Genomic DNA, 20987 nt, shown 5'->3' with positions numbered 1-20987 from the left:
GTCTCCTCAGGGAATTGCCGGTGCAGCGGCCTCGCGCAGAAACCCGCGCAGGGCCTCGATGTCACGCGAAAGAGGCCGATCATCGGCATAGGCAGGGACGATGGCGCGCACCGCTTTATAGATTGCATCCGTTCCCGCTGCCCTCGATGCGGTGCCGACAAGGAATTCGTGCGCCTGTGCAGCCGCCATCAATTCGATCGCCAGAATGTATTCGGCATTGTCGATCAGCGCGAGAAGCTTATTGGCGGCGGCCGTCGGATGCGCCAGGAAATCCTCCTGGAGGCCCGATGTGACGCCGCCATCAGTGGAAGCCGGTGCGGCGAGCCGCCGGTTCTCGTTGGCAAGGGCTGCTGCCGTATATTGCGCGATCATGAAGCCGGAATTGCTGCCGGCATCGCTTGCGAGGAAAGGCGGCAGGCCGCTCACCAACGGATTGACGAGGCGGTCCATACGCCGCTCGCTCATCGCGGAAATCTGTGCGAGCGCCGTAGCAAGGCCATCGGCAGCCAACGCGAGGGCAGGGGCTACGGCATGTGCCTCGGAGGATACGACCGGCTCCTCCGGCGTGCCCGATATGGCGGGATTGTCGGTGACGGAGGCAAGTTCCTGATCAACAACGAGGGCCGAGGCATCAAAGACATCGCGCGCAGCGCCATGGGCATGCGGGATCGAACGCAGGCTGAGGGCGTCCTGCGTTCGTTTGCCTGTCGCAGCTGATATCAGCCCGCTGCCGGCAAGTCGGGCGCGCAGCGAAGCGCCAACGCCGGCGATGCCCCTGGAGGGGCGCAGGGCGAGAACAGTTGCATCGAAGGCCGCCACCTGGCAGCCGGCCGCTTCAAGCGTCAGTGCTGCGATCGCATCGGCCCAGTCGAGCAGCCGCTCGGCACGTGCGAGCGCAACGCTTGCGAGACCGGTCGCACAGGCCGTGCCGTTGACGAGGCTCAGGCCCTCCTTGGCGCCGAGTACCAACGGCTCGAGGCCGATGGCGACAAGCGCATCGCGGCCGCTCATAGGGCTTCCCTTGATGCGGGCGCTGCCTTCGCCGATCAGCACCAGCGCGTTGTGGGCATTATGGGTGAGGTAGCCCGCCGAACCCTTGGAGGGAACGTCGGGAATACAACCTTTTTCGAGAAACGCGGCGAGATGGCGGACGATTTCGGGGCGCACGCCGGAATGCCCGTGGGCAAAATTGGCAATCTGTGCGGCGATGATGGCGCGCACCTCGCGCGGCGCCAGCAATTCTCCGACGCCAACAGCATGGCTGAGAATGATATTGCGTGACAGCCGGCTCTGCGAGGCCCGGTCAACCACGGTGTCCGAAAGCGCGCCAACACCGGTATTGATGCCATAGGCCCTGACGCCGCTCTCGACGATGCGCTCGACGATGCGGCTCGCATGCGCGACACGATCCCAGGCCGCTTGCGATAGGGCAAGCGTCTCCCCCTCAGCCACGCGTGCAATATCGCGCCAGCCGACAACTTTATCGATGGTGATGATCATTGGCCGTTTCCGAAATGGCCGATGAACTGGCGGAAGGCCGGTGATGCGCCGCCGCCGAACATTTCGTCCGGCGTGCCACTGCTTTCGACCAGCCCTTCGCGCATGAAGACCACACGGTTCGACACATTGCGGGCAAAGCTCATTTCGTGGGTGACGACGAGCATGGTCATGCCCTCTTCGGCAAGCGCGCGCATGACGCGCAGGACTTCACCCACTAGTTCCGGATCGAGCGCCGAGGTCGGTTCGTCGAAAAGCATCACCTTCGGCTTCATGGCGAGCGAGCGGGCAATTGCTGCACGCTGCTGCTGGCCGCCGGAAAGATGTGCAGGGTAGGCATGGCGCTTGTCGGCAATTCCGACCTTTTCGAGCAGCGCTTCGGCTTCGGCAACGCATTCGGCCCGCGGCCGCTTCAAGACATGGACCGGCCCTTCGATGACATTCTGCAGGATGGTCATGTGGGACCACAGATTGAAGGACTGGAACACCATACCGAGTTCGGAGCGGATATGATCGACCTGCTTCTGGCTCGCCGGCTTCGTCTTGCCGTTCTTGTGGATCATCTCGATATGTTCGCCGTCGACCCAGATCTCACCATCGGATGCGATCTCCAGCAGGTTGATGCAGCGCAGGAAGGTGGATTTGCCGGAGCCGGAGGCGCCGAGCAGCGAAATCACGTCGCCGTCCTGAGCGTCGAGCGATATGCCGCGCAGCACCTCATGGGTGCCGAAGCTCTTTCTGATATTGCGGACCGAAAGTCGGGTTACGCCGGGCATGGAAGCTCCAATCACGTTCAGTCGGGTTCAAGCCTTCAAGGCCGGCGGAATGGCGCGGCGATGACGGGAAAGCCAATATTCCAGTAGGGCCATGGCCTGCAGGATAACGAAATTCAAAACAAGGTAGATGATGGCCGCGCAGAGGAACACTTCCATCGTCCGGTAGGTCTGCGAGATCAGCCGCTGCGCCACGCCCGTCACTTCCCAGACCGTCACCAGGCTGGCAAGTGCAGTCGATTTCATCATCAGGACGATTTCGGTCGAATAGGCCGGCAGCGCATGTCGGAAAGCGATCGGCGCCAGGATGCGGCGCACCATCAGGAAGCCGGACATGCCGATGGCGCGGGCCGCCTCGATTTCCTTCGGCGAGACGGCGCGGATGCCGCCACGGAAGATCTCGGCGGAATAGCCGGCGGTGCAGAGTGCGAGCGACAGCACCGCGCAGACCATTGGCTCACGCAGAAAGGGCCAGAGGAAGGAGTAGCGGATGACGCCGAACTGGCCGAGACCGTAGAAGACCAGGAACATCTGGATCAACAGCGGCGAGCCGCGGAAGACGAAAATATAGCCCTTGGCGAAGCCTGACAGGATCGGATTGCCGCTGACACGCATGGAAACGATGACGAGCGCGAGCAGCCCGCCGAAGAAGATCGACAGGAAGAACAGGATCAGCGTCGTCGGCACAGCCTTGAGCAGCGTGACCATAGTGCTGGAAAGGAAGGCGATATCCATTTGGTCCTCCCTAAGCCTGGCCCATGGCCGAAGCCGGCATGCTGCGATTGGCCTTGCGCTCGGCGCCGTTGAAGACGCGGTCCGACAGGCTGGTGAGGATCAGGTAGAGAGCGCCGCCGACAATGTAGAACAGGAAATATTGTCGGGTCGAACCGGCCGCAACCTGGCTCGAACGCATCAGCTCGGCAAGGCCGGTGACGGAAATCAGCGCGGAATCCTTCAGGCTGAGCTGCCAGACATTGCCAAGGCCGGGAATGGCAAAGCGTAGGACTTGTGGAATGACGATGCGGCGGAAGCGTAACCCGCGATGCATGCCGATTGCCGAGGCAGCCTCGAGCTCGCCCTTGGAAATGGCAAGATAGGCGCCGCGATAGACTTCCGCCTGGTAGGCGCCGGAGATGATGCCGACGGCAAGCGCACCGGCAGCAAAGGACGGCAGGCCGAGGAAGCCCTCATAGCCCATGGACTGGCCGATGGCGGTGATCGCCGTAGAGCCGCCGAAATAGATCAGGTAGATGATTAGCAATTCAGGCACACCGCGGAAGACGGTTGTGTAGATATGGCCGATCGTGACGAGGATGAAGTTTCCGGAGAGCTTCGCCCCGGCGATGATCGCGCCGAGCACGGCGCCGATGGCCAGCGCCGTGGCGGTGACACTTAATGTCAGCAACAGGCCGAGAAGCAAAAACGCTCCCCACCCGGTTGAACCGAATCCGATGAGTTCGAGTGTCGCCATGGGCCTTCCCCAGCGCTGTCGTCGTCAAAATGACGGGCGGTCAGAATAGCACGTGGTCCCCGATCAGAAAGCGGAGACCACGGAACGCGGCTTTGCGTCGAAAGCTTAGTTCTGCGGGCTGACGTCGACCTTGAACCATTTCATCGAGAGGTTCTTGACCGTGCCATCGGCGAGTGCGGACTTGATCGCTTCGCTCAACTTGTCGCGCAGGTCAGTATCGGCCTTGCGGATGCCGAGGCCTTCGCCTTCGCCCCAGATCGAGCCTACGATTTCAGGGCCGGTGAAGGCGAGCGTGTCGTTGGCGGAAGCAAAGGCATTAGCGAAATAGACGGCGTCGTCGAAACCAAGGTCGATACGGCCGTTCTGCAGGTCGAGGTCGCGGTCGGCGCCCGTTTTGTATTCGCGGATCTCGGCGATGCTGCCGAAATTGTCATAGACGAACTTGGCATAGACGGTCGCAGCCTGAATACCGATCGTCTTGCCCTTGAAGACTTCCTTGAGCGCGTCGATTTCCTTCACGCCGGTCTGGCCAGGTGTCATCTTGATAATTGCGCCGGTGCCGGCAGCATTCGCAAGCGGGCTATCCTTGGCGGTCGCGAAGGCTGCTGGCGTTGCTGCATAGGGAACGGTGAAATCGATGACCTGCTTGCGCTCTTCTGTAATCGACAGTGCATCCATGATGACATCGAACTTGCCGGCATTCAGGGCCGGGATCATGCCATCCCAGTCGGATGCGACCAGTGTGCACTCGATCTTGGCGCGTTCGCACAGAACCTTGGCGAGTTCCGGTTCGAAGCCGCCGAGCGTGCCGTCGGCATTGGTGAGGTTCCAGGGGGCGTAGGCGCCTTCGAGCGTGATGGTCGCCTTCGTCCAGTCCTTGGCAGAGGCAGGCGCCGCAAAGGCCGCTGCCGTCATCGCGCAGGAAAGAAGAATCGTGCTGAGCTTCATTGATGTGATCTCCTCTGAGATTGGACAGACCTTGCGGTATGAATGCCGATCTTCGCCGGCTTGCCTGCTATTTTTTGATCGGCAGGTTGTATAGGGTACCATATGAGATATTTTGTGTTATGCAAGTGGAAAGTCGATTTAGAAGGCAGATTCCACCGGTGCAAAGGGAATAGGCAATGAAGCGTTCCGGCGAGATGAAGCGTGAACTGGCGGAAAATGACGGTGGCCCGCTTTATGCTGGCGTCAAGCAGGTCATTCTCGACCGGATCCGCAGCGGCGAATGGCCGCCGCGACACCGCGTGCCCTCGGAAAACGAGCTGGTGGTGGAGCTCGGCGTCAGCAAGATGACCGCCAACCGAGCGCTCCGGGAACTGGCGAACGAAGGCGAACTCCTCCGCATCCAGGGTGTCGGTTCCTTCGTTGCGGAGCGCAAGGGCTATTCGGCGCTCTTCGAGGTGCGCAATATCGCCGACGAGATCGCCGAGCGTGGCCACACACATGAAGCGACAGTCATCGTTTTGGCCGAAGAGACGGCTTCTCCGGAGGTTGCCGACGCGCTCGAACTCGATATCGGCGCGCCGGTTTTTCACTCGCTGATCGTCCACAGCGAGAACGGCGTGCCCGTGCAGATCGAGGACCGCTTCGTCAATCCGGGAGCGGCGCCCGACTATCTGGCGCAGGACTTTTCGACCTTGACGCCCAATGCCTATCTGACGGCGGCAGCGCCGCTCAGTGCATCGGAGCATATCGTCGAGGCTGTGATACCGCGCGCTTGGGAATGCAAGCTGTTGACAATCCTGCAGAGCGAACCGTGCCTCGCCATTCGCCGTCGCACCTGGTCGGCCCGTCAGGTGGTTTCGACCGCGCGTCTCGTCTATCCCGGACATCGCTACAGACTGGAAACGCGTAGCGGCAAAATGTTCGAGGAGTGATCCAGTTGTATATGGAACCTGTCGCGAAAGGGCCCTATTGCCGGAAGGTGTCATTGCTTTTCCGCCCAGCCGATTGAAATGGCGTAGCAAAGCGCCCGGCCGTCGAGGCTGAGCCCATCGCTTCTGCCTTCCTCAAATAACAACGCATCACCGGCACCAAGCTCGATCCTCTCCGGACCTGCGTCAACAGTCACGGTTCCGTTGGCGCAGAAGAGCATGAAGCTCCCTCGCGAAAACTCCTCCCGTTTCTCACCATCGATCTCGATCCGCGCAACAGCGTGCCGGAGCGTGCTGCGTCGGGTCATGACATTCAGGTCGGTGATCGCTCCATCAGGCAGCGTTGCCGAGACCGCAATATCTGCAGCAAAGGCAAGCGGATCGCTTTCCCGCGTCAGGACCACCGGATCACGCCCCTCGATCAGGAGCCGCATGCCATTCCCTTCCAGGATCGACAGCGTGCGGTCGATCCCGGGAAAGACTGAGAAAGGGCCGTCGGAGGCGACCGTCGCCATACTGATTCGCCAGTCGAAATCGGCAAGTCCTGCGCCCTGAGGCGAAATGGCGATTTCCACCGTTTCGCCGCCGCCGTTCTTCCACGGCATGCGCTTGTGATCGGCAGAGCGCAGGATTTTCATGGCTCAGTTCCCGAGGATGCCGGGCAGGCGCAGGCCCTTTTCCTTGGCGCAGTCGATGGCGATGTCGTAGCCGGCATCCGCATGGCGCATGACACCGGTCGCCGGATCGTTCCAGAGAACATTTCCGAGGCGACGTGCCGCATCGTCAGTACCGTCAGCGCAAATGACCATGCCGGAATGCTGCGAGAAGCCCATGCCGACGCCGCCGCCGTGATGCAGCGATACCCAGGTGGCGCCCGACGCGGTGTTGAGCAGCGCGTTCAGAAGCGGCCAGTCGGAGACGGCATCCGAGCCATCCTTCATCGCTTCCGTCTCGCGGTTCGGTGAGGCGACGGAACCGGAATCGAGGTGGTCGCGGCCGATGACGACGGGGGCTTTCAGCTCGCCGTTCCTGACCATCTCGTTGAAGGCGAGGCCGAGGCGATGGCGGTCACCGAGGCCGACCCAGCAGATGCGGGCCGGCAGGCCCTGGAAGGCGATGCGCTCCCTGGCCATGTCGAGCCAGTTGTGCAGGTGCTTGTTGTCGGGCAGCAGTTCCTTCACCTTGGCATCGGTCTTGTAGATATCTTCGGGATCACCCGAGAGGGCCGCCCAGCGGAAGGGGCCGATGCCGCGGCAGAAGAGCGGGCGGATATAGGCCGGCACGAAGCCCGGGAAGGCGAAGGCGTTTTCGAGACCCTCGTCCTTGGCGACCTGGCGAATGTTGTTGCCATAGTCGAGCGTCGGCACACCAGCGTCCCAGAAGGCGACCATGGCCTCGACATGGGCCTTCATCGAGGCGCGGGCTGCGGCTTCGACCGCCTTCGGATCGCTTTCACGCTTGGCCTTGGCTTCGGCAACGGTCCAGCCAACCGGCAGGTAGCCGTTGCGTGGATCATGGGCGGAGGTCTGGTCGGTAACGATATCGGGGCGCGGGCCACCGGCCTCCATGCGACGCACCAATTCCGGAAAGATTTCCGCGGCATTGCCGACAAGACCGACCGACTTGGCTTCACCAGCCTTGGTCCAGCGCTCGATCTTTTCCAGCGCCTCGTCCAGCGTATGGGCCTTTTCGTCGACATAGCGGGTGCGCAGGCGGAAATCGATGCGGGTCTCGTCGCATTCGACGGCAAGGCAGCAGGCGCCGGCCATGACGGCTGCGAGCGGCTGGGCACCGCCCATGCCGCCGAGGCCGCCGGTCAGGATCCACTTACCCCTAAGATTGCCATTATAGTGCTGGCGTCCGGCTTCGACGAAGGTCTCGTAGGTGCCCTGCACGATGCCCTGCGTGCCGATATAGATCCACGAGCCGGCCGTCATCTGGCCGTACATGGCAAGGCCTTTCTTGTCGAGCTCGTTGAAATGATCCCAGGTCGCCCAGTGCGGCACGAGATTGGAATTGGCGATCAGGACGCGCGGCGCATCCTTGTGGGTGCGGAACACGCCGACCGGCTTACCGGACTGAACGAGCAGTGTCTCGTCTTCGTTCAGCGTCTTCAGAGTTGCCGTGATCCGGTCGAAATCGTCCCAGGTGCGGGCGGCGCGGCCGATACCGCCATAGACGACAAGCTCATGCGGGTTTTCGGCGACGTCGGGGTCAAGATTGTTCATGAGCATGCGCAGCGGCGCTTCGGTCATCCAGCTCTTGGCGTTGAGCTGATCGCCGCGTGGGGCGCGGACGTCGCGGATATTGTGGCGCGGGTTTACGGTCATGATGATGTTCCCTTGTTTTAGCGTTTCAGACCGAGCGCGATCTCTTCGATCCGCGTCAGGATAGATTTGAGATGGATGCGCAGCTTGTCAGCCTTGGCGTCGTCATAGGCGAAGGGCGATGCTTCGGTTGTCAGATGCGTTGATTGGGCGAGCTCCATCTGGATGGCGTGAACGCCGGTTTCCGGCCTGCCGTAATGGCGGGTCGTCCAGCCACCCTTGAAGCGGCCGTTCAGAATGCTGTCATAACCCGTCGCAGCCGCGGCAATGGCGACGGTCGCCTGTTCGATTGCCGGATCGCAGGTCTTGCCCATATCCGTGCCGATATTGAAATCCGGCAGCTTCCCGTCGAAGAGGAAGGAAATGTGCGAGCGGATGGAATGGCAGTCGTAGAGCACGACGACACCGTGGATGGCTTTCACCCGCTCGATCTCGGCCGCAAGGGCGGCATGGTAGGGCGCATGGTATGTGCGCAGTCGTTCGGCGATATCGGCTTCGGTTGGTTCTGCCCCGGTCTTCCAGATCGGCTTGCCGTCGAAATCCGTCTCCGGGATCAGCCCGGTCGTGTTCTGGCCGGGATAGAGGCTCGTACCGGCGGGATCGCGATTGGCGTCCAGCACATAGCGGTGGAAGGTGGCGCGCACGACGGTTGGGTTGTCGAGCAGGCCGTCATAGAGATGGTGGATATGCCAGTCGGTATCGGCAAGCAGCCGGCCGGTCTCGTTCAGGCGCTCCCAGATATCGGCGGGAACATCGGTGCCCGTGTGCGGAAAGCCGAGGATGACGGGGGAGGTGCCTTGCTTGACCTCGAAAACAGACATGTCAGACCTCCAGAGCCGGCAGGATGCCGCTTGAAACGGATGCGTTGAGAGCACCGCCGCCAACGAGAATGCTGGCCGCCTTCAGGTCATTTGCCATGTAGCGATCCTCCTCAAGCGAGGGCACGACGTTACGGATCGCGGCGATTGCTTTCGTCAGTTCGGGGCTGGTCGCAAGCGGCGCGCGAAGCTCGACGCCTTGCGCTGCGGTCAACGCTTCGATGCCGACGATGGCGAAGAGATTGTCGGTCATCGGCAGAAGCCGGCGTGCGCCGTGGCAGGCCATGGAGACGTGGTCTTCCTGATTGGCCGATGTCGGCGTCGAATCGACGGAAGCCGGGTGCGACATCTGCTTGTTTTCGCTCATCAGCGCCGCGGACGTTACTTCGGCAATCATCAGGCCGGAATTGAGCCCTGGCTTCTTGGCAAGGAAGGCCGGCAATCCGTACGAAAGGGCGGGATCGACGAGCAGCGCGATGCGGCGCTGGGCAATGGCACCGATCTCGCAGACGGCGAGCGCGATCTGGTCGGCGGCGAAGGCAACGGGCTCTGCATGGAAATTGCCGCCGGAGACGACCGAATTATCCGAGAGCACAAGCGGATTGTCCGTCACGGCATTGGCCTCGATTTCCAGCGTGCGTGCAACCGAGCGCAGCAGATCGAGGCAGGCGCCGTCGACCTGCGGCTGGCAGCGGATGCAGTAGGGATCCTGCACGCGCTCGTCGCCTTCGATATGGCTCTGGCGGATCGGCGAGTTTTCGAGCAGGGCGCGAAGTGCTGCTGCCGTATCGATCTGACCCCGATGACCGCGCAGCGTATGAATGTCAGGATGGAACGGTGCGGACGAACCCATGGCGGCATCCGTCGACATGGCGCCGGTAATCAGCGCCGATTGCGCCGCCCGGTGGGCGCGGAAGAGACCGGCGAGCGCCAGCGCGGTCGAGGTTTGCGTGCCGTTGATCAGCGCCAGGCCTTCCTTGGCGGCGAGCACGATGGGATGCAGCCCGGCTTTGAGCAGCGCGGTTGCGCCATGCAGCCTCTCGCCCCCGAAGAACGCCTCGCCATGGCCCATCATCACTGCTGTCATATGGGCAAGCGGCGCAAGGTCGCCGGAAGCGCCGACCGAGCCCTTTTCCGGAATGACCGGGATAACGCCGCGCGCCATCATCGCTTCGATCAGCCGCACAAGCTCCAGACGCACGCCGGAGGCGCCGCGGCCGAGCGAAACAAGCTTCAGCGCCATGATGAGGCGCACGACATTTTCCGGCAGCGGTTCGCCGACGCCGCAGCAATGCGACAGGATGAGGTTGCGCTGGAGCGTCGCCACATCGGCGCTGTCGATCTTGATCGAGGCGAGTTTGCCGAAGCCGGTATTGATACCGTAGACCGGCGCATTGCCGGCGGCGATCTCGGCGATGCGGTTCGCCGCCCTGATGATGCCGGCGTCGAAGGATGGGTCGAGCTTTGCCGGGACGCAGGTCCAGTAAATCGTTGCGAGATCCTGCAGCGAGACGGAGCCCGGATGGAGGGTAATGGTCATCGGTCGATCCTCTGGCCCTTGAAAATATGTGCGTGAAGTGGGTTGAAGCCGATGCGGTAGACGAGCTCGGCGGGGCTTTCGATATCCCAGATCGCCAGATCAGCAGACTTGCCGGCCTCGATCGTGCCGGTCTCGCTAAGCAGGCCGAGTGCACGGGCGCCTTCGCGGGTTGCGCCGGCGATGCATTCCTCCACCGTCAGCCTGAACAGCGTCGCCGACATGTTCATGGTGAGCAGCAGCGATGTGAGAGGCGAGGTGCCGGGATTGCTGTCCGTGGCGATGGCGATGTGCACGCCGGCCTGCCTCAAGGCCTGAACCGGCGGCTTCTGCTTCTCGTTGATGGCGTAGAAGGCACCCGGGAGCAGAACCGCAACCGTGCCGGCCGCCGCCATTGCCTGCGCGCTATCTTCATCCAGATATTCCAGATGATCGGCCGAAAGCGCACCATAGGAGGCTGCGAGTTTCGCGCCGCCGAGATTGGAGAGCTGTTCGGCATGGAGCTTGACGGGAATACCGAGCGAACGGGCCTTGTCGAAGACCCGCGCGATCTCGTCGACTGAGAAGGCGATGCCTTCGCAAAAACCGTCGACGGCGTCGACGAGGCCTTCGGCACGTGCCCGCTCCAGGCCCGGCAGGACGACATCGGAAATGTAATCCTGGTTCCGTCCCTTGTATTCGACGGGTGTTGCATGGGCGCCGAGATAGGAGGTGATGACCCTTACCGGCCGGTGGTCTGCAAGTGCGCGCGCGGCGCGCAGCATCTTCAGTTCCGCCTCGATATTGAGCCCGTAGCCGGACTTGACCTCGATGGTGGTCACGCCTTCCGAGATCAGCGTGTCGAGCCGCGGCAGGGCGGCCTCGACGAGTCCTTCGACGGACAGCGCATTGGTTGCCTTCACCGAGGAGACGATGCCGCCGCCGGCGCGCGCGATTTCTTCATAGGTTGCGCCTTCGAGCCGCATCTCGAATTCCCGCGCGCGGTTGCCGCCATAGACGATGTGGGTATGGCAGTCGACGAGGCCGGGCGTGACCCAGCGGCCTTCGAGATCGGTAATGTCGGCCGCCTCGATCAGCCAGGACGGCAGTTCGGCTTCCGGCCCTGCGTAAAGGATGCGCCCGCCTTCACAGACGACGGCGCCTTTTTCGATAATGCCAAGGCCCGGCAGATCCTCCCGCAACGTCGCAAGGCGCGCATTGCGCCATAGCGAGCGAGCGCTGGAATTGCGGCCCGATCCGGAAAATTTGTTCCCACTCATCAGCTTTACGCCTTTCCTTATGGCTGAATATGTATATACATAATAAAAAGGGTGACAAGTAGAAATTTATGGCCTTTCGCATAAAGGCAAGCGAAGCGGTCAATTGCGAAACGGGAGAGCGATCATGACGAAACTTCATGCGGCGGCTGCCTTGTTGGCCGAAGGCTGGCGCAAGAATGTGCGCCTGACGCTTGCGGACGGACGCATTGCCGCAATCGAAATGGATGTTGCGCCTGACGCCGATGACGAGCGTCATGCTGTCCTGCTGCCGGCAATGCCGAACCTCCACAGCCATGCCTTTCAGCGGGCGATGGCGGGGCTTGCGGAAGTGCGCGGCCCGGCCAATGACAGTTTCTGGAGCTGGCGCACCGTCATGTACAAATTTGCGCTCTCGATGACGCCAGACCATGTCGAAGCTGTAGCGGCGAAACTCTATATGGAAATGCTGGAAGCCGGCTTCTGCCGCGTCGGCGAGTTCCACTATCTGCATCACGACAAGGATGGCAGCCCCTATACGAATATCGCCGAAATGGCCGAAAGGATTGGTGCGGCGAGTGCCGAAACCGGCATCGGATTGACGTTGCTGCCCGTTCTCTATGCCCATTCCGGCTTTGGCGGTGCGGCGCCCATCGAAGGGCAGCGCCGCTTCATCAATTCCGCCGAGAGTTTTGCGCGGCTGATGGAAGGCTGCCGGCAGGTCGCAGGAAGGCTCCCTGGTTCGCAGATCGGCGTCGCGCCGCACAGCCTGCGCGCCGTCACGCCGGAGGAACTATCTGTCGCCATTGCGCTTGCCGATGACGGCCCCATCCACATTCATGTCGCCGAGCAGGTCAGGGAGGTTGAGGATTGCCTCGCCTGGTCCGGCGCAAGACCTGTCCAATGGCTGCTCGACAATGCGCCGGTTGATCAGCGCTGGTGCCTCATCCACGCAACCCACATGACGGCGGACGAAACACGGCGGACGGCAAGGAGCGGCGCCATTGCGGGCCTCTGCCCGATTACCGAAGCCAATCTCGGCGACGGGACATTTTCGGCACCGCTATTCTTGTCCGAAGCCGGGCGCTTCGGCATCGGGTCCGATTCCAACATTCTCATTTCCATTGCCGGGGAACTTCGTCAGCTCGAATATTCCGAGCGTCTGGCGCTGCGTGCCCGCAATGTCATCGCCACCACTGGCGGTTCCACCGGCCAGGCCCTCTTTGAACACGCGCTAGCCGGCGGTGGTGCGGCAATGAAGGCACCGGCGGGTCTTGCTGCCGGCAATTATGCCGACATCGTATCGCTTGATACGAGAGCGGTTCCCTATCTTTCCGAAGGCCAGGTTCTCGATCAGTGGATCTTTGCCGGTGATGTGGCAGTCGACAGCGTCTGGGCGCTCGGCCGCAAGCAGGTCGAAGACGGCCGGCATCTGCGCCGCGACCTGATCGACCGGCGCTTCATCGCGGCGATGAACGAGCTCTTGGCAGCATGACGATCTTTCCTCCGCGCTTCCCAGGCGCTACAGCGGGAGGGAAGCCGGAGCGTAATGATGAATGAACCCAAGGAAACGACCTTACACCAGCGTATCCTCAGTGATATCGAGGGCCGTATCGTTTCGGGCGAATGGCCACCTGGCTACCGCATTCCCTTCGAAGTGGAGCTGACCAAGCAATACGATTGCTCCCGCATGACGGTAAACAAGGCCCTGACCCAGCTGGTGAAGGCCGGTCTTATCGAACGCCGCAAGAAATCCGGCAGCTTTGTCATGCAGCCGCAAGCGCAGGCCGCGGTGCTCGAGATCCACGATATCAAGGCGGAGGTTCAATCCCTCAATCTCGCCTATTCGTACAAGGTCGCGAAGCGCGTTCGCAGAAAGGCGCAGTCGCAGGATCGCCAGATGCTGGACCTCCAGCAAAATGCAAGCCTGATCGAAGTCATCTGCACGCACTATGCCGGATCGAAGCCTTTCTGCCTGGAAAAGCGGTTGATCAATCTTCAAACGGTGCCGGAAGCAGCAGACGAGGATTTCGAGGAAACGGCCCCAGGCCCGTGGCTTCTGAGCCTGGTTCCGTGGAGTGCGGCGGAGCATAAGATATTTGCAGTTGGTGTCGATCAAGAGGAAGGCGACATGCTTTGCATCCCCGAGGCAACTGCTTGCCTCGTCATCGAACGACGTACCTGGAACAAGTCCGGACCGGTAACGCATGTGCGCTTCGTCTATCCCGGAAATCGCCACGCGCTCTACGCGCGCTTCACCCCCGAAGCGGTGAAATAGGCCTGATTTCCCGCAGAAAAAGCGTCCGGTCACCTCGTATGACCGAACGCCTGTTTTTGCCGCCGCACTGGGTCGACCGCTTCCCATAGAGAGCGATTTTCCCGGCGTCAACATCCCTAAAACAAGGGTATTGCGAAAGTCGACGCTTACCTTAAAGCTACAGAATGTTGGGGATTTCTGTCAGCACCTCGCCGACAGGATCGTCGCCTGGCCCGCAGCGGACAGCGCTGCCTAGGCTTCCTGCGCTTCCGGAATGAGCGGTGGCACCTGGATGACGACAGGCTTGTCGGCACCGGATTCGATGAGCTCGAAAACCTTGTTCAACATGCCCGGCACGTCCTGGCGCACCATCTCGATGCCATTGCCGAGCAGGGTCACAAAAGGGTCCCAGTCGAAACAGCCGAGCACAAGGCTGCGGTCGTCGAGATGGCCTGAGCGGCGGATCCAGCGCATGACGCCTTCGAGCGAGATCGTCGAGTTGACGAACATGCCTTTGGGTAGGGCATTGCCGCGCAGCGCGCGCTCGTCCAACGCTTTTTCGGCCTTTTCAGGGGCATAACCGCAGGCGAGGATATTCTCCTCGTGCACGGCGACACCGAGATCTTCATGCGCAGCGCGAAAGCCGCGGATGCGCTCGGCCGTGTTGTGGTCGCTGCCGCGCCCGCCAATGAAGAGCAGCGGCTCCATCCTGCCGAGCCTTTGCTCGCTGTTTTTCAGGATCCGGCGTGTCAGTTCCCGCGCGCCGGCGAAATTGTCCGAGATGACCGAAGGGGCAAGCGCGCCTGGAAGGTCGAGGTTGAAGCTGCGCACGCCGGCCGCCGCGCACATTTCAGTGATCCGGTCGGGATCGGTCGCGCCCGTCGCGATCAGGCATTCGACCTGGTAGGAGAGCATGGTGCGCGCCGCCTCGACCTCCAGCTGCGGGTCGCGGCGTGTACAGGTGATGATCGGAAAAAGGCCGCGCGCACGCGCCATGTCCTCGAAGAGCTCGACGATCGATCCGAAATAGCGGTTGTCGTATTTAGGCACGATCATGCCGATGATATGGGATTTTTCGCGCCTCAGCAGGCTCGCCTGCATGTTCAGCGCATACCCCTGCTCCTCGGCGATCCGGATGATCTTTTCGGCAAGCTGGCTGCTGATCCTGCGCTTCTTCCAGTTGCCATTGAGCACGGCGCTGACGGCGCTGGCCGATGTGCCGGCAAGCTCCGCCAGATCATAGATCGTCGTCCTCTTCGTCTGCTTCACCTGATTCAAAATGCCTTCTCCGTTTGACGGTAACTTGACATCAATCTGCGGAAGTGGCAATTCTTGCTTCATCGATTGAGCAAGCTTGCGCAATCGATGATACAAACCGGTTAATCGGCCGGTACAGGGAGGCATTTCTAAGGGCTGCGGAGAGGCTGTCCTTTTGCAGGGGCGCTTTGCTCGCCGGTTTTATGGCGGCGAGAGCGGCGAGCGGGCAAACCGCAGTGACTTCCAGCAATGCCTGGTCCTGGCTTTCGATCACACCAAGGAGGAGAAAATGAATTATCGCAATTTGCTCATGGCATCCGTGACAGTTTTCATGGGGCTTGCCGGTGCGGCTTCAGCTCAGGAAGCTGCGACCGTCGCTTTCCTGATGCCTGACCAGGCATCCACACGTTATGAGCAGCACGATTTCCCCGGCTTCAAGGCTGAGATGGAAAAGCTGTGCCCGAAGTGCACGGTCATCTATCAGAACGCCAACGCCGACGCCTCGCTGCAGCAGCAGCAGTTCAACTCGGTGATAGCCCAGGGCGCCAAGGTCGTCGTGCTCGACCCCGTCGATTCCGCCGCCGCCGCTGGTCTCGTCGAGATAGCCCAGTCGCAGGACGTCAAGGTCATCGCTTATGACCGCCCGATTCCGGACAAGCCGGCTGACTACTACGTCTCCTTCGATAATGAAGGCATCGGCTATGCCATCGCCAAATCGCTCGTCGAACACCTGAAGGCTGCCGGCGTTGCCGATGGCGCGGGAGTGCTCGAAATCAACGGCTCGCCGACCGATGCGGCCGCAGGCCTGATCAGGGATGGTATCCATCGCGGGCTGAAGGAATCGGCTTATAAGACGCTTGCCGAATATGACACGCCGGAATGGGCGCCGCCGAAGGCACAGGAATGGGCTGCCGGCCAGATCACCCGCTTTGGCGCCGACATCAAGGGCGTGGTCGCCGCCAATGACGGCACGGCCGGTGGCGCGATTGCCGCCTTCAAGGCCGCCGGTGTCAAGCCGGTTCCCCCGGTCACCGGCAATGACGCGACGATTGCAGCGCTTCAGCTGGTTATTTCTGGAGACCAGTACAACACGATTTCCAAGCCATCGGAAATCGTCGCGGCAGCCGCTGCCAATGTTGCGGTGCAGATGATCAAGGGTGAAAAGCCCGAGGCCAAGACGACGCTTTACAATACGCCGTCTCAGCTGTTCATCCCTGCCGTCGTGACGGCAGAGAACATCAAGGCAGAAATCTTCGACAAGAAGATCCAGACGCCCGAGCAGATCTGCACCGGTGAATATGCCGAAGGCTGCAAGAAGCTTGGCATTACCAACTAAACGCGGTTGAGTGAACTCCGGCCGCGCCCGTCGCGGCCGGATGCCCCTATGGCAAGAAGGACTGCCCCATGAGCAGGGATCTGAAGGATATGCCGGAGAAGGGTCAGACGATCCTCCGGTTGAGCAATATTTCCAAAAATTTCGGCGCCGTGTCGGCGCTTACCGACATCGAACTGGACGTGAAGGCCGGCGAGGTCGTGGCGCTGGTCGGTGACAATGGTGCCGGCAAGTCGACCCTGATCAAGGTCCTGGCGGGCGTGCACCAGCCTTCGTCCGGAACGATCGAGTTCTGCGGCCAGAACGTCACGCTCGACAGTCCCGGCAAGGCGCTGGAACTCGGCATTGCCACTGTCTTCCAGGATCTCGCGCTCTGCGAAAACCTCGACGTCGTCGCCAATCTTTTCCTCGGCCATGAAATCTCTCCGTGGGGCCTCGACGAAGTGGCCATGGAAGTGCGAGCCTGGACTTTGCTCCGGGAACTTGCCGCCCGCATCCCCTCGGTGCGCGAGCCGATCGCCTCGCTTTCCGGCGGTCAGCGCCAGACGGTTGCCATCGCGCGTTCGCTGTTGCTCGATCCGAAGATCATCATGCTGGACGAACCGACCGCAGCGCTCGGTGTCGCCCAGACTGCGGAGGTACTGAACCTGATCGAGCGCGTCCGTGAGCGTGGCCTCGGTGTCATCATCATCAGCCACAATATGGAAGACGTGCGCGCGGTGGCGGACCGCATCGTCGTGCTGCGCCTTGGGCGCAACAATGGCGTCTTCACGCCGGATTCGTCCAATCAGGAACTCGTCGCCGCCATCACCGGCGCCACCGAAAACGCCGTCTCCCGGCGCATCGAGCGCAAGACGGGTGCTGCCCATGAAACCAGCGGGAGGCCCGCATGAGCCAGAAGATGTCAGAGACTATCCGCCAGCCGGCTACCCTTGACCGCAGCGACGAGCGCGTCCGCCACGACGACAACATTACGGGCATGGTCAAGGCCTTCTTCGACCGCGTACGCTCGGGCGATCTCGGCATGCTGCCGGTTTTTGTCGGCCTGATCGTCATCTCGACGGTCTTCTCGCTGCTCAATCCGGTGTTTCTGGCACCGAACAACCTCGTCAATCTGCTGTTCGACTGCGCCACCGTCGGCGTTATCTCGCTCGGCATCGTCTGCGTGCTGATGCTCGGAGAAATCGATCTCTCCGTCGGTTCGATGAGTGGTCTTTCCTCTGCCATCCTCGGCGTGCTTTGGGTCAACATGGGCTGGCCGATTCCTCTGGCGATCCTGGTCGCGATCGTTGCCGGCATTATCGTCGGCGCGCTCTACGCTGTTCTCTACAACAGGCTCGGCATGCCGAGCTTCGTCGCCACACTGGCCGGCCTGCTCGCGCTGCTCGGCATGCAGCTTTATATCCTCGGACCAACCGGCAGCATCAATCTGCCTTACGCCTCGCCGCTCGTCCGTTTCGGCCAGATCCTCGTCATGCCGGACTGGCTGTCCTACGTGCTTGCCCTGCTGCCGGGCGTGGTCCTTGTCGTCAATGAAATGCGAAAGCGCCGCCAGCGCCAGGCCTCGAATCTCTCCTCGCCACCGGTTGGCGCTCTCGCGATCAAGGCGATCGTGCTCACTGCCGCGCTGGAATTTGCCGTCTATTATCTCAATCTCGGCCGTGGCGTGCCGTGGATGTTCGGTCTCTTCGTCGCCATCGCCGTCATCCTCAACTACGCGCTGACGCGCACAAAATGGGGACGCTCGATGTTTGCCGTCGGCGGCAATCGCGAAGCGGCACGCCGCGCCGGCATCAACGTGCGTCGCATCTATCTCAGCGCTTTCGTGCTTTGCTCGACGCTTGCCACGATCGGCGGCATCCTGTCGGCCTCGCGACTTGCCTCTTCCAGCCAGCAGGCCGGCACCGGCGATGTGAACCTGAACGCCATAGCGGCGGCGGTCATCGGCGGCACCAGCCTGTTCGGCGGGCGCGGCAGCGCCTATTCGGCTCTGCTCGGCATTATTGTCATCCAGGCGATTTCCAACGGGCTGACGCTGCTCAATCTCAGCTCGTCGCTGCGCTACATGATAACAGGTGCTGTTCTTGCCATCGCCGTCATCGTCGATTCGCTTGCCCGCCGGTCCCGTGTCAGCCACGGCCGCGCCTGACCCGCATTCTCAAGGAGTATTCACGTGACTGATCTCATGAAAGGCAAGGTTGCCGCCATTACCGGCGCGGCATCGGGCATTGGCCTGGAATGCGCCCGCACGCTTCATGCCGAAGGCGCAACCGTCGTGCTCATTGACCGTGCCAAGGACAAGCTCGAGTCTCTCTGCAAGGAGATCGGTAAGGGCGCCCTGCCGCTCGTCGTCGATCTTCTCGACGGCCCGCAGGTCTCCGGCATGTTGCCGCGCATCCTGGAAGTTGCCGGCCGGCTCGATATCTTCCACGCCAATGCCGGCGCCTATATTGGCGGGCCGGTCGCCGAAGGCGATCCGGATGCCTGGGATCGGATGCTCAACCTCAATATCAATGCGGCCTTCCGCTCGGTCCACGCCGTGCTGCCGCATATGATCGAGCAGAAGACGGGCGATATCCTGTTTACAAGCTCGATCGCCGGCGTCGTGCCGGTGGTCTGGGAGCCGATCTATACGGCCTCGAAATTTGCCGTTCAGGCCTTCGTCCATTCGACCCGCCGCCAGGTCGCACAGCATGGCGTGCGCGTCGGCGCCGTATTGCCGGGACCGGTCGTCACCGCGCTGTTGGATGACTGGCCGAAAGCCAAGATGGAAGAGGCGCTCGCTAACGGCAGCCTGATGCAGCCGAAGGAAGTGGCCGAGGCCGTGCTCTTTATGCTATCGCGGCCGCGCAATGTCACCGTCCGCGATCTGGTGATCCTGCCGAACAGTGTCGACCTCTGAGGTTGACAGGTCCGGTTCCGGATTGCTCTAGAACCTGAAACTGCCGATTTGAAACGAGAGATCATGAGCGACACTTCACGCACGCCACCAGCGGGTGCCAAACATGTTATCGGCGTCGATGTCGGCACCGGCAGCGCCCGTGCGGGCCTGTTCGACCTTGATGGGCGGATGCTTGCATCCGCCAAGCGGGATATCACGCTCTTCCACGAGACCGGTTCGATCGTCGAGCAATCGAGCACCGAAATCTGGGCAGCGGTCTGTGCCGCCGTTCGCGAAATCGTGGCGACAAGCGGTGTCGATCCGGCTTCGGTTGCCGGCCTCGGTTTCGACGCGACCTGCTCGCTGGTCGTGCTCGGCAAAGGTGGCGGACCGCTGCCCGTCGGTCCTTCGGACGATCCGAACCGGGACATCATTGTCTGGATGGATCATCGCGCCGTTCCGCAGGCGGAGCGCATCAACGCGCTTGGTCATGACGTCCTGCGTTATGTCGGCGGACGTATCTCGCCCGAGATGGAAACACCGAAACTGCTTTGGCTGAAGGAAAACCGGCCGCAGGTTTTCGATGCCGCCTGGCAGTTCTTCGATCTCGCTGATTTCCTGACCTGGCGGGCAACCGGCGACCTGTCGCGCTCGACCTGCACGGTCACGTGCAAGTGGACCTATCTCGCCCACGAGAAACGTTGGGATGCCTCCTATTTCCACCAGATCGGCCTCGGCGTACTTGCCGACGAAAGTTTTGCCCGTATCGGGCAATCGATCGTCGAGCCGGGTTCGGCACTCGGCCAGGGACTGACCGCGGCTGCGGCCGGTGAACTTGGTCTCCTGCCGGGAACGGCGGTTGCCGCCGGTCTCATCGATGCGCATGCCGGCGGTATCGGAACGGTCGGGATCGGCGCCGGCCCGCAGGCCAATCTCGGCTACGTCTTCGGCACCTCGTCCTGCACCATGACATCAACATCGCAGCCGGCCTTCGTTCCGGGCGTTTGGGGTCCCTATTTTTCGGCCATGGTGCCGGGCATGTGGTTGAACGAGGGCGGCCAGAGTGCGGCAGGCGCGGCCATCGATCAGCTGCTCTCTTTCCATCCGGCTGCCAGCGAGGCGCGAGAGCTTTCGAAACGTGCGGGTGTTCCGCTGCCGGCCCTGTTGGCGGATATGGCGGTGCGGAAGGCAGGGCGCTCCTCCGATGCCGTTGAGCTTGTCGCAGGCCTGCATGTCGTTCCTGAATTCCTCGGCAATCGCGCACCCTTTGCCGATCCGCATGCCCGCGCCGTCATCGCCGGCCTCGACATGGAGAGGGATATCGACAGTCTGGTCGCGCTCTACATCGCCGGTCTTTGCGGCATAGGCTATGGTCTGAGACAGATCATCAACACGCAGGCCGATGCCGGCGTTACCATCGAGAACGTCGTGATCAGCGGCGGCGCCGGCCAGCATGATTTCGTCCGTCAGATGCTTGCCGATGCGAGCGGCAAGCCGGTGATCGCGACGAAGGCCGAGGAGCCTGTCCTTCTGGGCGCGGCGATCCTCGGCGCCGTCGCGGGCGGTCTGTTTTCCGATATGCGCGCGGCGATGACGAAACTCTCGGCCGTTGAGAAGACCTATGAGCCGGAGCAAGGTGCGATCGCGGATCTTCACGCAAAGCGTTATGAGGGTTTCACGCAGTTCCAGACGCTGACGCGTGAGTTGCGGAAATTCTGAACGGC

19 protein-coding genes are annotated in these 20987 nt (G+C 61.8%); 8 read left to right on the top strand and 11 right to left on the bottom strand.

Features of this window, described 5'->3' with window-relative positions:
• Window positions 1-6 precede the first annotated feature (6 nt).
• The 5 genes from hutH (FHX06_RS11430) to FHX06_RS11410 form a co-directional block, all read right to left on the bottom strand.
• A complete protein-coding gene (hutH, locus tag FHX06_RS11430) occupies window positions 7-1500 on the bottom strand; it encodes a histidine ammonia-lyase (RefSeq protein ID WP_183879320.1) in 1494 nt (497 codons plus the stop codon).
• The gene (locus tag FHX06_RS11425) at window positions 1497-2273 is read right to left on the bottom strand and encodes an ABC transporter ATP-binding protein (RefSeq protein WP_183879318.1); all 777 of its coding nucleotides are present in this window, start codon (window positions 2271-2273) and stop codon (window positions 1497-1499) included. Before FHX06_RS11425 ends, hutH (FHX06_RS11430) begins: the two co-directional genes overlap by 4 nt.
• 27 nt (window positions 2274-2300) lie before the next feature.
• Window positions 2301-3005 carry an ABC transporter permease gene (locus tag FHX06_RS11420; RefSeq protein WP_183879317.1) on the bottom strand — a complete coding sequence of 235 codons (705 nt, stop codon included), beginning with the start codon at window positions 3003-3005 and terminating at the stop codon, window positions 2301-2303.
• Window positions 3006-3015: 10 nt separating this feature from the next.
• The gene (locus FHX06_RS11415) at window positions 3016-3741 is read right to left on the bottom strand and encodes an ABC transporter permease (protein WP_183879315.1); all 726 of its coding nucleotides are present in this window, start codon (window positions 3739-3741) and stop codon (window positions 3016-3018) included.
• Window positions 3742-3846: 105 nt separating this feature from the next.
• Window positions 3847-4689 carry a transporter substrate-binding domain-containing protein gene (locus FHX06_RS11410; protein WP_113115537.1) on the bottom strand — a complete coding sequence of 281 codons (843 nt, stop codon included), beginning with the start codon at window positions 4687-4689 and terminating at the stop codon, window positions 3847-3849.
• A gap of 176 nt (window positions 4690-4865) precedes the next feature.
• Between FHX06_RS11410 and hutC (FHX06_RS11405) the strand changes: the two genes are divergently transcribed.
• Window positions 4866-5621 (top strand): histidine utilization repressor, encoded by a 756-nt coding sequence (gene hutC / locus FHX06_RS11405; RefSeq protein WP_112542070.1) that lies wholly within the window; start codon window positions 4866-4868, stop codon window positions 5619-5621.
• 50 nt (window positions 5622-5671) lie between these two features.
• Here hutC (FHX06_RS11405) and FHX06_RS11400 read toward each other — a convergent pair whose 3' ends face one another.
• From FHX06_RS11400 to hutI, 5 genes are read right to left on the bottom strand one after another with little or no spacing between them, the layout of a single operon-like run.
• Entirely contained in the window at window positions 5672-6256 is a 585-nt protein-coding gene (locus tag FHX06_RS11400; protein WP_183879313.1) for a HutD family protein, read from the bottom strand.
• A 3-nt stretch (window positions 6257-6259) separates the two neighbouring features.
• A complete protein-coding gene (gene hutU, locus FHX06_RS11395) occupies window positions 6260-7948 on the bottom strand; it encodes a urocanate hydratase (RefSeq protein WP_183879311.1) in 1689 nt (562 codons plus the stop codon).
• A gap of 17 nt (window positions 7949-7965) precedes the next feature.
• A complete protein-coding gene (gene hutG, locus FHX06_RS11390) occupies window positions 7966-8766 on the bottom strand; it encodes an N-formylglutamate deformylase (protein WP_183879309.1) in 801 nt (266 codons plus the stop codon).
• A 1-nt stretch (window position 8767) separates the two neighbouring features.
• Entirely contained in the window at window positions 8768-10303 is a 1536-nt protein-coding gene (gene hutH, locus FHX06_RS11385) for a histidine ammonia-lyase (protein WP_113211049.1), read from the bottom strand.
• The gene (hutI, locus tag FHX06_RS11380) at window positions 10300-11559 is read right to left on the bottom strand and encodes an imidazolonepropionase (protein WP_183879306.1); all 1260 of its coding nucleotides are present in this window, start codon (window positions 11557-11559) and stop codon (window positions 10300-10302) included. Before hutI ends, hutH (FHX06_RS11385) begins: the two co-directional genes overlap by 4 nt.
• 124 nt (window positions 11560-11683) lie before the next feature.
• Here hutI and FHX06_RS11375 point away from each other — a divergent pair, with 124 nt between their 5' ends.
• Together FHX06_RS11375 and hutC (FHX06_RS11370) are read left to right on the top strand one after the other, a co-directional pair.
• Window positions 11684-13030 carry a formimidoylglutamate deiminase gene (locus FHX06_RS11375; protein WP_183879304.1) on the top strand — a complete coding sequence of 449 codons (1347 nt, stop codon included), beginning with the start codon at window positions 11684-11686 and terminating at the stop codon, window positions 13028-13030.
• 57 nt (window positions 13031-13087) lie between these two features.
• Window positions 13088-13813, top strand: a complete 726-nt coding sequence (hutC, locus tag FHX06_RS11370) for a histidine utilization repressor (RefSeq protein WP_183879913.1) — start codon at window positions 13088-13090, stop codon at window positions 13811-13813.
• Between the two features lie 231 nt (window positions 13814-14044).
• Here the strand turns inward: hutC (FHX06_RS11370) and FHX06_RS11365 are convergent, their stop codons facing one another.
• Window positions 14045-15070 (bottom strand): substrate-binding domain-containing protein, encoded by a 1026-nt coding sequence (locus tag FHX06_RS11365; RefSeq protein WP_018115388.1) that lies wholly within the window; start codon window positions 15068-15070, stop codon window positions 14045-14047.
• Between the two features lie 268 nt (window positions 15071-15338).
• Between FHX06_RS11365 and FHX06_RS11360 the strand changes: the two genes are divergently transcribed.
• From FHX06_RS11360 to FHX06_RS11340, 5 genes are all read left to right on the top strand, one after another.
• Window positions 15339-16385, top strand: a complete 1047-nt coding sequence (locus tag FHX06_RS11360) for a sugar ABC transporter substrate-binding protein (protein ID WP_029616506.1) — start codon at window positions 15339-15341, stop codon at window positions 16383-16385.
• Between the two features lie 68 nt (window positions 16386-16453).
• The gene (locus FHX06_RS11355) at window positions 16454-17275 is read left to right on the top strand and encodes an ATP-binding cassette domain-containing protein (RefSeq protein ID WP_018115386.1); all 822 of its coding nucleotides are present in this window, start codon (window positions 16454-16456) and stop codon (window positions 17273-17275) included.
• A complete protein-coding gene (locus FHX06_RS11350) occupies window positions 17272-18531 on the top strand; it encodes a sugar ABC transporter permease (protein WP_018115385.1) in 1260 nt (419 codons plus the stop codon). The genes FHX06_RS11355 and FHX06_RS11350 overlap by 4 nt, the downstream gene beginning before the upstream one ends.
• A gap of 24 nt (window positions 18532-18555) precedes the next feature.
• Window positions 18556-19284, top strand: coding sequence for an SDR family oxidoreductase (locus FHX06_RS11345; protein WP_183879303.1), 729 nt, complete (start codon window positions 18556-18558; stop codon window positions 19282-19284).
• A gap of 63 nt (window positions 19285-19347) precedes the next feature.
• The gene (locus FHX06_RS11340; protein ID WP_183879301.1) at window positions 19348-20982 is read left to right on the top strand and encodes an FGGY-family carbohydrate kinase; all 1635 of its coding nucleotides are present in this window, start codon (window positions 19348-19350) and stop codon (window positions 20980-20982) included.
• Window positions 20983-20987 lie beyond the last annotated feature (5 nt).

It is taken from the genome of Rhizobium sp. BK512 (assembly GCF_014194915.1).
Lineage (GTDB): Bacteria > Pseudomonadota > Alphaproteobacteria > Rhizobiales > Rhizobiaceae > Rhizobium.
This window is presented reverse-complemented; position numbering and strand designations above follow the sequence as displayed.